Genomic DNA, 12,843 nt, shown 5'->3' on the forward strand with positions numbered 1-12,843 from the left:
AAATCTTCCATTGTCGTTGCTGCTTGAGCTGCTTCTATCAATTTATTTGATTCTTCTGCTGGATCATTAGCATAGTCAAATGAATCATTAATTGCTTTTAGTACTTCTAATCGTTTTGCTTCTAAAGTTTGTTCTGCTTCCTTAGCTGTCTTTGCTTCTTTAGCAACTTCCTTGGCTTTAATTTTTTCAGCTACTGCTGTATTAACTTTATCCAAATCTTCAAATGTTTTCGCTGCATCCACATCTTTCAATAATTTCATTGATTCTTCTGCTGGATCATTAGCATAATCAAACAACTCATTAACTTTTTTCGTTAATTCTAATTTTTTTGCTTCCAAATCTGCTTCTTTTTTTACTTCAGATGTTGGTTTTATTGGACTTTCTTCTGCTACACTTATTAACGGAGCTACGACTGTTCCAGCTAATAAAGCAAGCGTTACAGTTGTTAACTTAACTTTTTTCATTTTAATCAAACTCTCCCTATTATATAATTTTATGTAATATACACAAACATTATAACATCAGAGAGTCTTAATTCAACGTTTTAAACGACATTATATGGTTTATTGTGGTTTTTTTATAAAAAACGTATGTTTAAAATTAGAAAACACTTAAAAAGTGTGTTATTTTTTATTTTCTGTTTATAAATCGTTTGTATTTACCTATCCACCCATTAAGAAATCTAACACATTCATTCCTGTTGATGTTTCATTACGATATAATTCGGTAAAGCCACATTCTTTACAACTAATTGTAGTAAATTTTTTATTTTGAACATTAAATAATTTGGAAAAATCGCCACCTGTTGCTTGTATCTGATCTGCTGTGTATTCTAAGCAACCACATTTTTCACAGTGATATTGTTTTTTTGTCATGTCTTTTCCCCCTTTTTGAGTAAGTTAATTTTACTATATAGAGCACAAAAAAGCATTTTATAATCGCTTTACCTACGAGTAAAACCACTATAAAATGCTTTTAATCTATTTTCTCAATAATAACCCCAATAGTAAACCAATAATCTGCGATCCATTAAACAATACTAAATTCTTGATTGCCACTGAAAAAGTGGTTGCTTTTTCTTGTTTTTGGTTGAATAATGACACATTCTTTTTAACTATAGGAAAGGTTAATAACACAACTAACATGCTCCAGTGGTAAATTCCAACTAAAACACCTAGTACAATCACAATATAGCAACTATACATCAACAAATCAAACAGATACACCCCTTGTTTTCTACCTATATAAAAAGGTAACGTATAGCGATGATTTAAAATATCTTGATCTAAATCACACAAATTATTGGCTAGCATAATATTAGCTATAGTAAACATCATAGGGATAGATGCCCAAACACTGACTATTAATTCTTTTATATTGCCAGATAATAAAAATTGTCCATTTAAAAAATTGAGTGATAAAAATCCAGTATCATAGATGTTTAAATACAATGTGATGAAAAATATCCCAAATCCCATGGTGACACCACTAAATAATTCTCCTAATGGCATTCTTGATAGTGGGACTGGTCCAAACGTGTAAAAAATACCAATCAAAAAGCATAGACCACCCATAGGCAATAGTAACAAACTAGTCCGAAATACAAGCCATAACCCAATGACACTTGAAAAAGTAATCATCGCAATAATCATATTTCGAACTTTCGACACTTCCAACCCAGCTTTTCCAATAATATTAGTTAATTGTTGATAACTATCATCTTTTGCTTTTAAATAATCCATTAAATTATTGATGGCAGTTGTTGCCATATCAAACACAAACATTCCGATAAAAAACAAACACATATTAAACCAATTCACTTGACCAAAGTAGTATAAAGAAAATAGCAATCCAATAAAATAAGGAAAAATACTCGCTAATTTGGTGCGAATTTCCACCAATTCAAAAAATACTGACATAAACAACCCTCTCCTTTTTTAAATCTATTTCAACTCTTTAATATCTTTTACTTTATAAGGAGAGTCTTCATTTAATTTGAAATTACCTTGTAATCCCTTGCTAATATAGATATCATCTTCTTTTGTAATAAAAATGGCATCCACCCCATCTAAACTATCAACATAGGCCATTCCTTCTTTAACACCTTTAGAAAAAACTGCCGTTGATAAAGCATCTCCTGCAATAGAAGTATCTGAAACAATCGTCACACCTGCAATATCATTATCAAATGGATACCCTGTTTTTGAATTAAACAAATGATGATATACATCGTCTCCTACTTTTAAATAACGTTCATAGATTCCTGATGTAACAAGCGATTTATTTTTTTCTTCTACCGTTCCAACAACAGTATTTCTTGCTTCATTAGGATCTTGAATACCGACTTTCCAATTGCCAGATTCACTTTTAGGGTTATCACCTAACACATAGACATTTCCACCTAAATCGACAATAGCACTTGTTACACCATTTTCTTTTAAAACATCGACTACTTCGTCTGTAATATATCCTTTAGCAATGGCTCCTAAATCTAAGCTCATCCCTTTTTCTTCTAAATAAACGGTTTGTTCTTTATCATTTAATACAACTTTTTTATAGTCCACTTTTTTCAATTCTTGATCGATTTCACTTTGTTCTGGTTTTCTCGCATCATCAAATCCGATATGCCAAAGTTGAGTAATTGGCCCAATGGCTAAGTCAAATCCACCATTAGAATCTTCTGTATAGTGTACGGCAGCTTTAATTAAATCATACACATCTGAACTTACTTTAACTGGTTTTATACCAGCTTGTTCATTGATGTCGTCCACTTCTGATCCTTTTTCATTAACCGTAATTTCTCTATCTAATACACCAATGCGATCAAACGCTTTTTTTAAAACATCTTCTTTACCTTCATTATATATTTTTACTTGTACATAAGTTCCCATTAAAAATTGTCTTTCAGAATATGGCTCTTTGACGAGTTTTTCTTGTTTGGTATCAGTACTTTTTTCTGTTTTTTTATCTGAACAGCCTGCCACTAAAAGGCTGGTTAATGCTAATAATACAACACTAGTGGTTAATTTTTTTTTCATACATACTTCCCTCGCTATAAATGATTAACAATAAAAATAGTGGCAAACTTAATAGCTTGCCACTCATTATTTTAACAAAAGTCAACTTTATTTTTCTACTTGGTTGTCAATTTCAATTGTTTTAGTGTCACCTTTTTCAGCTGCTTCAATTAATTGTTTAGCATATTCTTTGAAGCTATCTGTTGAGTGAGTTGCTCCAGTAATTGTATCAATATCTGAAGGGTTTTGTTTTTCTAATAATTCTTTGTTTAACTCAGGAATGTATTTTTCTGGTGAAGTTTTTGCCACTTCTTCCATTTTTTTGTTGTATTCAGCATCGTCAACTTTTGATTTACCTTCTTCATTTACGTTATCATAGTTAGATTCAGTAATTTTGCCATCTTTTACTACGATAGTAAATACAACACGGTACCCATTGTTATAATTTTTTTCTTCTAATTTATATTCGCCATCTTTTAATTCACCAATTGTCATTGATGATTCTTCTGTTGATGATGAATCTTTAGCTACAGCTGAGCTTGATGCTTCTGTGCTTGATGAAGCAGCTGTATCATCTTTTTTGTCCCCACCACAAGCTGCTAATAATACTGTTGTTAAAGCTAACATTGTGATACCTGATACTAATTTTTTAATTTTCATATGAATAACCCGCCTTTTTATATTCTTTGTGAACTTCTAATCACTTGTCATTTTATAACATTGTGACTAAAATTGCAACGCCTTTCAATAACTTTATTCATTTTTTCACAACTTTCTAATCTGACTCTTAATTCCTACCATTTTCACTAAATACAAAGATTTGTTAGACTTTTTTTTTATAACACTGTATAATTGTAAGTAATTGTGTAAAATTTTTCACGTTGTTATTATTTATTCATATTCTGCACAATTCACAAACTATTTTATACAAATAAAGGAGAGTGTTTTATGGCAAAGACTGAGATAGTTGTTGTCGGAGCAGGTTATTCTGGAATAGCTGCTACAAAAATGTTATCAAAAAAATTGAAAAAAAATCCAGATGCTCATATCACATTGATTGATCGTCATTCTTATCAAACAATGATGACAGAATTACATGAGGTTGCAGGGGGACGTGTTGAACCTGAAGCCATCCAATATGATTTACAACGCTTATTTTGTAAACGTAAAAATGTAAGTATTGTAACAGATACTGTCACAACGATTGATAAAGAGAAAAAAGTGGTGAAAACACAACAAGGTTCTTATTCTTTTGACTACCTAGTATTAGGTATGGGGGGAGAACCTAATGACTTTGGTACACCTGGTGTAAAAGAACATGGGTTTACATTATGGTCAATGGATGATGCCATTAAAATCAGAGAACACATCGAGCGTACCGTTGCTTTAGCAGCAGTTGAACCTGATGAAGCCAAACGTAACGCCATGTTGAATTTTGTTGTTTGTGGTTCTGGATTTACCGGTATCGAGATGGTCGGTGAATTAATCGACTGGAAAGATAGATTAGCTAAAAACAACAAAATTAAACCAGAAGATATTAACTTAATGGTTGTCGAAGCAGCCCCTACGATTTTAAACATGTTAGACCGTAACGATGCTGCTAAAGCTGAAAAATATCTAACCAAAAAAGGGGTTAGCATCTTAAAAGATATGCCAATCGTTGAAGTAAATGATGACCATATCGTGTTAAAATCTGGTGAAAAAATTCCAACACACACATTAATTTGGACTGCTGGTGTCAAAGCAAACAGTGACGCTGAAAAATTTGATATGCCTGCTGCTCGTGCTAATCGTTTGGTTTCAAACGAATACATGCAAGCAAAAGGATTTGAAGACAAAGGGATTTATGTGGTTGGGGATTTAGTTTACTTTGAAGAATCTGACAAAGAAAACCGTCCAACACCACAAATCGTTCAAGCTGCTGAACAAACAGGTCTGTGTGCAGCAAAAAATATTTTAGCTACTATCAACGGCACTGAAAAAGAAGCTTATAAAGGAAAATATGATGGCTTCATGGTATCCATTGGTTCTAAGTATGCTGTTGCTTGTGTCTTTGATAAATATCATTTAAGTGGATTCTTTGCAATGTTGATGAAACACATCATCAATTTACGTTACTTCTTCGATATTCGTTCAGGATATTATATGTTCCAATATATCATGCATGAATTTTTCCGTATTAAAGATGAACGTAACGTCTTTAGAGGTCATACTTCACGTAATAGCAACGTCTTATGGTCAGTTCCTTTACGTGTTTTCTATGGTTGTGTTTGGTTAGTTGAAGCAATGAAAAAAGTTGTTGGTAATGGTAAAGTCTTACAACCTAGTACATGGTTTGGTGATGGCTCATGGTTTACCAATACTGTTGCTTTCCCATTTGAATGGCTACAGCCTGCCGATGCAACATCTGGTGCGTCTCAAGCAGCTGAAGCAGCGACTACCGTTACGCCAGATCCAACGTTTGGTTTAAGTTATGCCTTTGGTGAAGAACCAATGCTTGTCTTTAAATCAATGCCTGATTGGTTTGGTTCAATCATGAAATTCATGATGCCAAATACTGAAGTCGCATTATTTATGCAAAAATTTATGACATTATTTGAAGTGGCTCTTGCTCTTGCAATTATCGTTGGGTTATTTACTTGGTTAGCTAATGCAACCACTATTGTTTTAGTTGTAATGTTCTGTTTATCAGGAATGTTCTACTGGGTAAACATTTGGTTCTTATTCGTAGCATTCGCCTTAATGAATGGTTCAGGTCGTGCCTTTGGATTAGACAAATGGGTTATGCCGTGGATTCAACGTAAATTAGGTAATTGGTGGTATGGAGATGTGAAATCTCGATACGGAGAAAAATCTTAAACCTAAAATACGTCATAAGAAAGTTCTAGAAATTATTTTCTAGAACTTTCTTTTTATTCAAAGTATTGCACAATGAATAAATTGATAGTATTCTCACTATGATAGGAGAATAATCATGTCCAAAAATAAAAAAATTATCTATATTGCGTTACTTGTTGCTCAAGGTGTTATCATAGGATTACTTGAAAATATGATTCCCTTCCCTTTTGCCTTTGCTCCAGGAGCAAAATTAGGATTAGCTAATTTAATCACCATCATTGCCATTTTTACGATGCCTATGAAAGATAGTTTCACATTAGTGGTTTTAAGACTATTTCTAACCACACTACTTGGAGGAACAGTTTCCACCCTAATGTATAGTGCTGCTGGTGCTTTTCTAAGTTATTTTGGAATGATCTTCCTAAAACAACTAGGGCCAAAACGTATTAGCACTATTGGGATTAGTGCATGTGGTGGATTTTTACATAATGTAGGACAATTAATTGTTGCAAGTTGGATTGCTAAATCATGGACGGTCATGTTATACCTACCCATCCTGTCATGGATTGGGATTTTAGCTGGAATTGCCATTGGGATTGCTGCAAATTATTTAATGCAACATGTCAAAACACTTCAAGAATTTCAATTAGCTTATGATAAACACACTCTAAAATAAGGAGACTATTGATGGAACCTCATGCTATGTGGACGTCATATCCGTCCTTAAAAAAAGATTTACAAAAAACACTTAATCTCATTTCAGATTCTATCTCGCTACCTAATAAAGAAGTCGAAGAAGCTATATTAGCTATTTTTCATTCTGGCGGTAAATTATTACGTCCTGCGTATCTACTATTATTTGCTGAATTTGGTACAAAAATAGATAAAAAGAAAACCATCGCACTAGCCGCTGCAATAGAAACCTTACATACAGCAACTCTTATTCATGATGACATTGTCGATGTGGCTGATACAAGGCGTGGCACAGCAACCCTAAATTCAACCTTTAGCACGGATGTTGCGGTTTATTCTGGGGATTACCTTTTTATTATTTGTTTTAAATTATTAATCCAATATCAAAGTTCTCTAAAAAGTATTGAACTCAATACAACTAGTATGGAAAAAGTGCTACTTGGTGAATTAGGACAAATGAGTGAACGATACAATATGAATGTCACAATTGATGACTATTTAGCCAACATTACAGGTAAAACAGCTGAATTATTTGCCTTAAGTTGTTTTGTTGGTTGTTATGAAAATGGTGGTGGGAAAAAACTGGCAAATAAATGTCGCGAAATTGGTAAAGACATCGGTTTAGCCTTTCAAATTGTGGATGATATTTTAGATTATTCACAAAATGAAGAAACACTCGGTAAGCCTGTTTTAGAAGATGTTCGTCAAGGTGTTTACAGCTTACCTCTGATATGTAGCATTGCTGAACACCCACTTCTTTTTGAACCAATATTAAGTAAAAAAGAAAACATGACGCAAGAGGATGCAAAACAGATCCATGAGTTAGTCATTGAATGTCACGGTGTTGAGAAGGCCTATGACTTAGCTTCTCACTATACTAACAGGGCACTAGACACTATCCAATCATTACCAAATAATCAACAACAGACTAAAGAAACCATCTACGACATCACGAAATCGATTTTACAACGAACTTTTTAAACCTTAATCTAGCAAAAGATTAAGGTTCTTTTTATTGATATGGTTGCACCAAGTGTTTAAACCCGATATAATCGGGGAGATACGATAGACAAATACACTAATAAAGAAAAAGTGAGGGATTTATTTTGATTACTGTTTCAGATGTAAGTTTACAATTCCCGGATAGAAAATTATTCGATGATGTAAACATCAAATTCACACCAGGAAACTGTTATGGATTAATTGGGGCAAATGGTGCTGGAAAGTCAACCTTTTTAAAAATACTTTCAAATGAAATTGAGCCGTCAACTGGTTATGTTGCTCTAGGACCTGATGAACGTCTAGCTACTCTTAAACAAAATCATTTCGACTATGAAGATGAAACGGTTATAGATACTGTCATTATGGGACACAAACGTCTTTATGAAGTCATGCAAGAAAAAAATGCCATTTATATGAAAGAAGATTTTTCTGATGAAGATGGGATTAAAGCAGCAGAACTTGAAGGAGAATTTGCTGAATTAAATGGTTGGGAAGCAGAACCCGAAGCAGCTAGTTTACTCCAAGGTTTAAATATTACGGAAGACTTACATTCTCTAAAAATGTCTGAACTAAATGCTGGTCAAAAAGTTAAAGTATTACTTGCTCAAGCTCTTTTTGGACAACCAGATGTTCTACTACTAGATGAGCCGACTAACGGTTTAGATAGAGAGTCTATCGCATGGCTAGAAGAATTCTTAATCAACTTTGATAATACTGTTATTACCGTTTCCCATGACCGCCACTTTCTAAATAAAGTCTGCACACACATGGCTGACTTAGATTTTGGAAAAATCAAACTGTATGTTGGAAACTACGATTTTTGGTTAGAGTCTAGCCAATTAGCAGCCAGACTTCAAGCTGATCAAAACGCAAAAAAAGAAGAAAAAGTCAAAGAATTACAAGCCTTTATCGCAAGATTTAGCGCGAATGCTTCTAAATCTAAGCAAGCAACTTCTCGTAAAAAAATGTTAGAAAAAATCGAATTAGATGATATTCAACCATCATCTCGTCGCTATCCATTCGTTGGGTTTAATCCTGAACGTGAAATTGGAAATGATTTATTGCAAGTTGAAAATATTTCTAAAACAATTGATGGTAAAAAAATTCTTGATAATATCTCTTTCACATTAAGAAAAGATGATAAAGTAGCTTTTATCGCAAAAGATGATATTACGACAACGATTCTTTTTAAAATTATTATGGGAGAAATGGAACCTGATTCAGGAACAGTTCGCTGGGGTGTAACAACTTCTCAAGCTTACTTACCTAAGGATACAACAGATGAATTTAATAATGACATGACCATCGTAGATTGGTTACGTCAATATGCTTCAAAAGAAGAAAATGATAATACGTTCCTACGTAGCTTCTTAGGTCGCATGTTATTCTCTGGAGAAGACGTATTAAAATCTGTTAACGTGTTATCTGGGGGAGAAAAAGTTCGTTGTATGTTATCTAAATTAATGTTATCTAAAGCAAATGTATTAGTGCTAGATGATCCTACAAACCATTTGGATTTGGAATCAATTACAGCACTAAATGATGGGTTGATCGCCTTTAGTGGTTCCATTTTATTTGCGTCACATGACCATCAATTTATCCAAACAACAGCAAATCGTATCATTGCTGTTTCTGATCAAGGAGTAATTGATCGTGCTGAGACCACGTATGATGAGTTTTTAGAAAATCCTACTGTGAAAGAACAATTAAAAACGATATTCAAATAATCAAAACCAGTTATGCCTAAAAACATAACTGGTTTTTTTAATCATATAAACTAAGAATTAACTCCCCATTTACCCATTCACCTAAGTAAACATTTTGTACCTCAGCTTCTTGTTTATTCAGTTCATTAAATAACCAAGAGTTATCACGCTCAATCATCTCTAACACGTCTTGATTGATATACCCATTTGTAATTAGAGGGTACTTCACGTTTTCTTCTCCATATAAAATAATAGTCAGCTGACCATTCTGTTCTTGGATCGCTCGCTTAACCGAACGTGTTTCATAGACATTGGCTGTTCTTAATTTAAACATCAAATCGTTAGCAGAAATGCCTTTTTTAGTACACTCATCTACTAACACCTCACCATTTTTTATCAACGTTGTAGGATAACCATCAATCATTTTTTTGACAATCGCAACATTTTCTTTTAAATATTTAAATAATGTCACTAAAAATGTCCACATAACCAATACTAAGAAATACTGTAGAATAGATATTTGTGCATTATAAATCATCCCACCTATAATGCCCCCTAAAACAAAGTTCTGTAGTTGATCAAGTGGTGAAGTTGGTGCCAAGTTTGCTTTTCCTAATAAATTCATTTGAAAAATTAATGTAATAATCCCAATAGCTAGCTTTATCCCTATATCTAAATATTCCTTCATGTCATCACTTCCCTGTTACTTTTATTGATTCATCATTTACCAGTACAGTTTCTTCTAATTTAAATGTCGTAAAATCACTATTAAAATTCACTTGATAATATTTATTGTTTATTTTTAACACCATCTCATCCTTTAAATACTTGTAATTAACACTAATTGTCTCCGGATCAACTAATTTTTTTTTACTAACCGCTTCTAAAAAGAAAATCATTTGGGAGTAATTTCCCTTTTCTGCTTTTCCTTTCTGATAGTCATTTGTTTGTATACCAATCAAAAAAACTAATAGTAACGATAATAAAATAATTAAATCACGATATTTTAACCGGCTTTTATTTTTAGAGCGCTTTAAAATAAATAACAAAACTATCAATAAGACTAATATAACTAATAAGTATTGATAAATATGACTATTACTAGATTGATTAACAAAATAATTATATGTAAAAAACTCCACGTAGCCCAACTCCCAATTTTAATGATGATATAATTATACCCTTTTTAATAATTAATGACTAATAAAATAACAATAAAGATATCTATAAACTCAAAATAATAGACATCTTTATTGTTATTTATCTAATAATACCGAATGAAAAAATTGCTAATGCACCGTATCCTGTATGGCTAGCAATGGTAGGTCCCATTGGTTTGACTGAAATACTTTTTACCGATACTTTATCTTGTAAAATAGCTTTTAATTTTTCACCAGATTCCTTATCTCCAGCATAAGCAATTAAAATATCTTGTCCGTCTTCTTGTTCAATGGTTTCTTTGGTTAATTCAGCTATTTTTTCTAATGAATGCTTACGTCCACGTACTTTGCCTGTATTAATTAATTTTCCTTCAGCATTCATACAGATAATTGGTTTCACTTTAATCATACTCCCAATCACAGCAGATGTTTTAGAGATTCTTCCTCCACGCTCTAAATGTTTCAAATCATCAACGGTCACCCATGAATGTAGTCTTGGGGACATTTCCTCTAACCAAGCTACCACTTCTTCTAATGTTTTTCCTTGTCTCCTAAAATTTAAAACATTTTTAACAAGAAGCCCTTCTCCTAAGCAAGCGGCTAATGAATCAATAATCGTAATTGGTAGTTTTCCATGCTCTTCTTCTAGCATAGATAAAGCTGTCATCGCATTATTATATGAGCCACTTAAACCTGATGAAAAGCAAACATATAGCAAGGGTTGGCTCTGACCGACATAATCTTTAAAGATATCTAAATAATTCCCAATATTAATTTGTGACGTACTTGGCGTTGCTCCATTTTTAAGTTCTGTCATAAACCAATTGTAATCAAAGGTTTCCTGAAAATCATCAATATATTCTTTATTATCCAATTGAATCGTCATACTAATTTTTTTAATACCTGTTTCCTCTAATTCATCATGTGTTAAATCACAACAGGAATCTACCAACAAATCAAATTTATAAGTCATTTTTATTTTCTCCCTATCATTGGTTTCACTTTATTATATAATAAAAAAATAGAGAGTTCGATAACTCTCTATTTTTTTTATATTTATTGGGTATTTAAATTTGTTCCCAAACATTTTCTAAAATATTTGTTTGTGTTCTATCAGGACCAACAGAAAACGTTGAAATTCTAACATCTACTAACTCAGAAACACGTTTAACATAGTTTCTAGCATTTTCTGGTAATTCTTCTAATGTTTTACAACCAGTAATATCTTCCGTCCACCCTGGTAATTCTTCATAAATTGGTTTACATCTCGATAATTCTTTCAAACTTGCTGGATAATGAGTGATTTCTTTTCCATCTAACTCATAAGCCACGCAAATTTTAATGACAGGTAAACCTGTTAAAACATCGATTGAATTTAATGATAGGTTAGTGATACCTGATACACGTCTAGAATGTCTCATCACAACACTATCAAACCAACCAACACGTCTTGGTCGACCTGTTGTTGTACCATATTCACGACCAACTTCTCTAATTTGATGACCTGTTTCATCAAATAGTTCTGTTGGGAATGGTCCATCACCTACACGAGAGGTATAAGCTTTACAAACACCCACCACTTTATCAATTTTGGAAGGTCCTACACCTGTTCCAATTGTCACGCCTCCAGCTAATGGATTTGATGAGGTAACAAATGGATAAGTACCTTGATCAATATCCAACATAACACCTTGAGCACCTTCAAATAGTACATGTTTCCCATTATCTAAGGCTTCATTTAAGATAACTGATGTATCAGTTACGTATTCTTTAATTAATTGACCATACTCATAGTATTCTTCAAACACTTCTTCAAATGAAATAGGATCTACTTCATAGATTTTGGTAAATAATTTGTTTTTTTCTTCTAAATTTATTTTTAATCGTTCTTCAAAAATCTCTTTATCTAATAAATCAGCTATTCTAATACCCACACGAGCTGCTTTATCCATATATGCAGGTCCAATCCCTTTAATCGTTGTTCCGATTTTTTGATCACCTTTAGCCTCTTCTTGTAACTGATCTAAAAGAATATGATAAGGTAAAATAACGTGTGCTCTATCTGAAATTCTTAAATTAGTTGTTGGAATATTATGTTCTTTTAAATAGTTTAATTCTTTAATTAATGATTTTGGATTAACGACTACACCATTACCAATCACGCTTATTTTATCTTGATAAAAAATACCTGATGGAATTAAGTGAAGCTTATAGGTTGTTCCATCAAATTGAATAGTGTGGCCTGCATTGTCTCCACCTTGGTATCTTGCAATGATTTCTGCATTTTCGCTTAAAAAATCAGTGATTTTCCCTTTACCTTCGTCTCCCCACTGAGTTCCGACTACTACAACTGATGACATATGAACACTCCGTTCTTCTCTTTTATTCATTACCTAACTATATTATCAAAAAAAAGATTTCAACACA

13 protein-coding genes are annotated in these 12,843 nt (G+C 32.7%); 4 read left to right on the top strand and 9 right to left on the bottom strand.

Annotated features, from left to right (window positions below):
- The 5 genes from CBF36_RS10015 to CBF36_RS10035 form a co-directional block, all read right to left on the bottom strand.
- A partial coding sequence (locus CBF36_RS10015) for a DUF515 domain-containing protein (protein ID WP_125958294.1) occupies positions 1 to 464 on the bottom strand: 464 nt, incomplete at its 3' end.
- Positions 465 to 662: 198 nt separating this feature from the next.
- The gene (locus tag CBF36_RS10020) at positions 663 to 875 is read right to left on the bottom strand and encodes a zinc ribbon domain-containing protein (protein ID WP_125958295.1); all 213 of its coding nucleotides are present in this window, start codon (positions 873 to 875) and stop codon (positions 663 to 665) included.
- 105 nt (positions 876 to 980) lie between these two features.
- Complete coding sequence (gene menA / locus CBF36_RS10025; protein WP_125958296.1) at positions 981 to 1,925, bottom strand: 1,4-dihydroxy-2-naphthoate polyprenyltransferase; 945 nt, start codon at positions 1,923 to 1,925, stop codon at positions 981 to 983.
- A gap of 18 nt (positions 1,926 to 1,943) precedes the next feature.
- Positions 1,944 to 3,038 (bottom strand): FAD:protein FMN transferase, encoded by a 1,095-nt coding sequence (locus CBF36_RS10030; protein ID WP_125958297.1) that lies wholly within the window; start codon positions 3,036 to 3,038, stop codon positions 1,944 to 1,946.
- Positions 3,039 to 3,125: 87 nt separating this feature from the next.
- Positions 3,126 to 3,677, bottom strand: a complete 552-nt coding sequence (locus tag CBF36_RS10035) for an FMN-binding protein (protein ID WP_125958298.1) — start codon at positions 3,675 to 3,677, stop codon at positions 3,126 to 3,128.
- A 288-nt stretch (positions 3,678 to 3,965) separates the two neighbouring features.
- On the opposite strand from CBF36_RS10035, the gene CBF36_RS10040 reads away from it, so the two are divergent.
- The 4 genes from CBF36_RS10040 (at position 3,966) to CBF36_RS10055 (ending at position 9,277) form a co-directional block, all read left to right on the top strand.
- Positions 3,966 to 5,876 (top strand): NAD(P)/FAD-dependent oxidoreductase, encoded by a 1,911-nt coding sequence (locus CBF36_RS10040; protein ID WP_125958299.1) that lies wholly within the window; start codon positions 3,966 to 3,968, stop codon positions 5,874 to 5,876.
- Positions 5,877 to 5,991: 115 nt separating this feature from the next.
- Positions 5,992 to 6,531 carry a Gx transporter family protein gene (locus tag CBF36_RS10045; RefSeq protein WP_125958300.1) on the top strand — a complete coding sequence of 180 codons (540 nt, stop codon included), beginning with the start codon at positions 5,992 to 5,994 and terminating at the stop codon, positions 6,529 to 6,531.
- Between the two features lie 11 nt (positions 6,532 to 6,542).
- Positions 6,543 to 7,529: a polyprenyl synthetase family protein gene (locus CBF36_RS10050; RefSeq protein ID WP_125958301.1), complete on the top strand. Its 987-nt coding sequence runs from the start codon at positions 6,543 to 6,545 to the stop codon at positions 7,527 to 7,529.
- Between the two features lie 125 nt (positions 7,530 to 7,654).
- A complete protein-coding gene (locus CBF36_RS10055) occupies positions 7,655 to 9,277 on the top strand; it encodes an ABC-F family ATP-binding cassette domain-containing protein (protein WP_125958302.1) in 1,623 nt (540 codons plus the stop codon).
- 37 nt (positions 9,278 to 9,314) lie between these two features.
- Here CBF36_RS10055 and CBF36_RS10060 read toward each other — a convergent pair whose 3' ends face one another.
- The 4 genes from CBF36_RS10060 to CBF36_RS10075 all read right to left on the bottom strand — a co-directional run bounded on the left by CBF36_RS10060 (position 9,315) and on the right by CBF36_RS10075 (position 12,776).
- Complete coding sequence (locus CBF36_RS10060) at positions 9,315 to 9,944, bottom strand: DUF421 domain-containing protein (RefSeq protein WP_125958303.1); 630 nt, start codon at positions 9,942 to 9,944, stop codon at positions 9,315 to 9,317.
- A gap of 4 nt (positions 9,945 to 9,948) precedes the next feature.
- On the bottom strand, positions 9,949 to 10,398 hold the full coding sequence (locus CBF36_RS10065) for a DUF3290 family protein (protein ID WP_165865458.1): 450 nt from the start codon (positions 10,396 to 10,398) through the stop codon (positions 9,949 to 9,951).
- A gap of 118 nt (positions 10,399 to 10,516) precedes the next feature.
- Positions 10,517 to 11,389 (bottom strand): DegV family protein, encoded by an 873-nt coding sequence (locus CBF36_RS10070; protein ID WP_125958305.1) that lies wholly within the window; start codon positions 11,387 to 11,389, stop codon positions 10,517 to 10,519.
- A gap of 94 nt (positions 11,390 to 11,483) precedes the next feature.
- Positions 11,484 to 12,776, bottom strand: coding sequence for an adenylosuccinate synthase (locus CBF36_RS10075; protein ID WP_125958306.1), 1,293 nt, complete (start codon positions 12,774 to 12,776; stop codon positions 11,484 to 11,486).
- Between the last annotated feature and the right edge of the window lie 67 nt (positions 12,777 to 12,843).

Source organism: Vagococcus bubulae, from assembly GCF_003950315.1.
GTDB classification, from domain to species: Bacteria; Bacillota; Bacilli; order Lactobacillales; family Vagococcaceae; genus Vagococcus; species Vagococcus bubulae.

Excerpts from the sequence above, each read along its gene's own strand:
- CBF36_RS10075 (WP_125958306.1), bottom strand. The coding sequence starts at position 12,776 with ATGTCATCAGTTGTAGTAGTCGGAACTCAGTGGGGAGACGAAGGTAAA.
- CBF36_RS10060 (WP_125958303.1), bottom strand. The coding sequence starts at position 9,944 with ATGAAGGAATATTTAGATATAGGGATAAAGCTAGCTATTGGGATTATT.
- CBF36_RS10045 (WP_125958300.1), top strand. The coding sequence starts at position 5,992 with ATGTCCAAAAATAAAAAAATTATCTATATTGCGTTACTTGTTGCTCAA.
- CBF36_RS10035 (WP_125958298.1), bottom strand. The coding sequence starts at position 3,677 with ATGAAAATTAAAAAATTAGTATCAGGTATCACAATGTTAGCTTTAACA.
- CBF36_RS10050 (WP_125958301.1), top strand. The coding sequence starts at position 6,543 with ATGGAACCTCATGCTATGTGGACGTCATATCCGTCCTTAAAAAAAGAT.
- CBF36_RS10030 (WP_125958297.1), bottom strand. The coding sequence starts at position 3,038 with ATGAAAAAAAAATTAACCACTAGTGTTGTATTATTAGCATTAACCAGC.
- CBF36_RS10020 (WP_125958295.1), bottom strand. The coding sequence starts at position 875 with ATGACAAAAAAACAATATCACTGTGAAAAATGTGGTTGCTTAGAATAC.
- CBF36_RS10070 (WP_125958305.1), bottom strand. The coding sequence starts at position 11,389 with ATGACTTATAAATTTGATTTGTTGGTAGATTCCTGTTGTGATTTAACA.
- CBF36_RS10040 (WP_125958299.1), top strand. The coding sequence starts at position 3,966 with ATGGCAAAGACTGAGATAGTTGTTGTCGGAGCAGGTTATTCTGGAATA.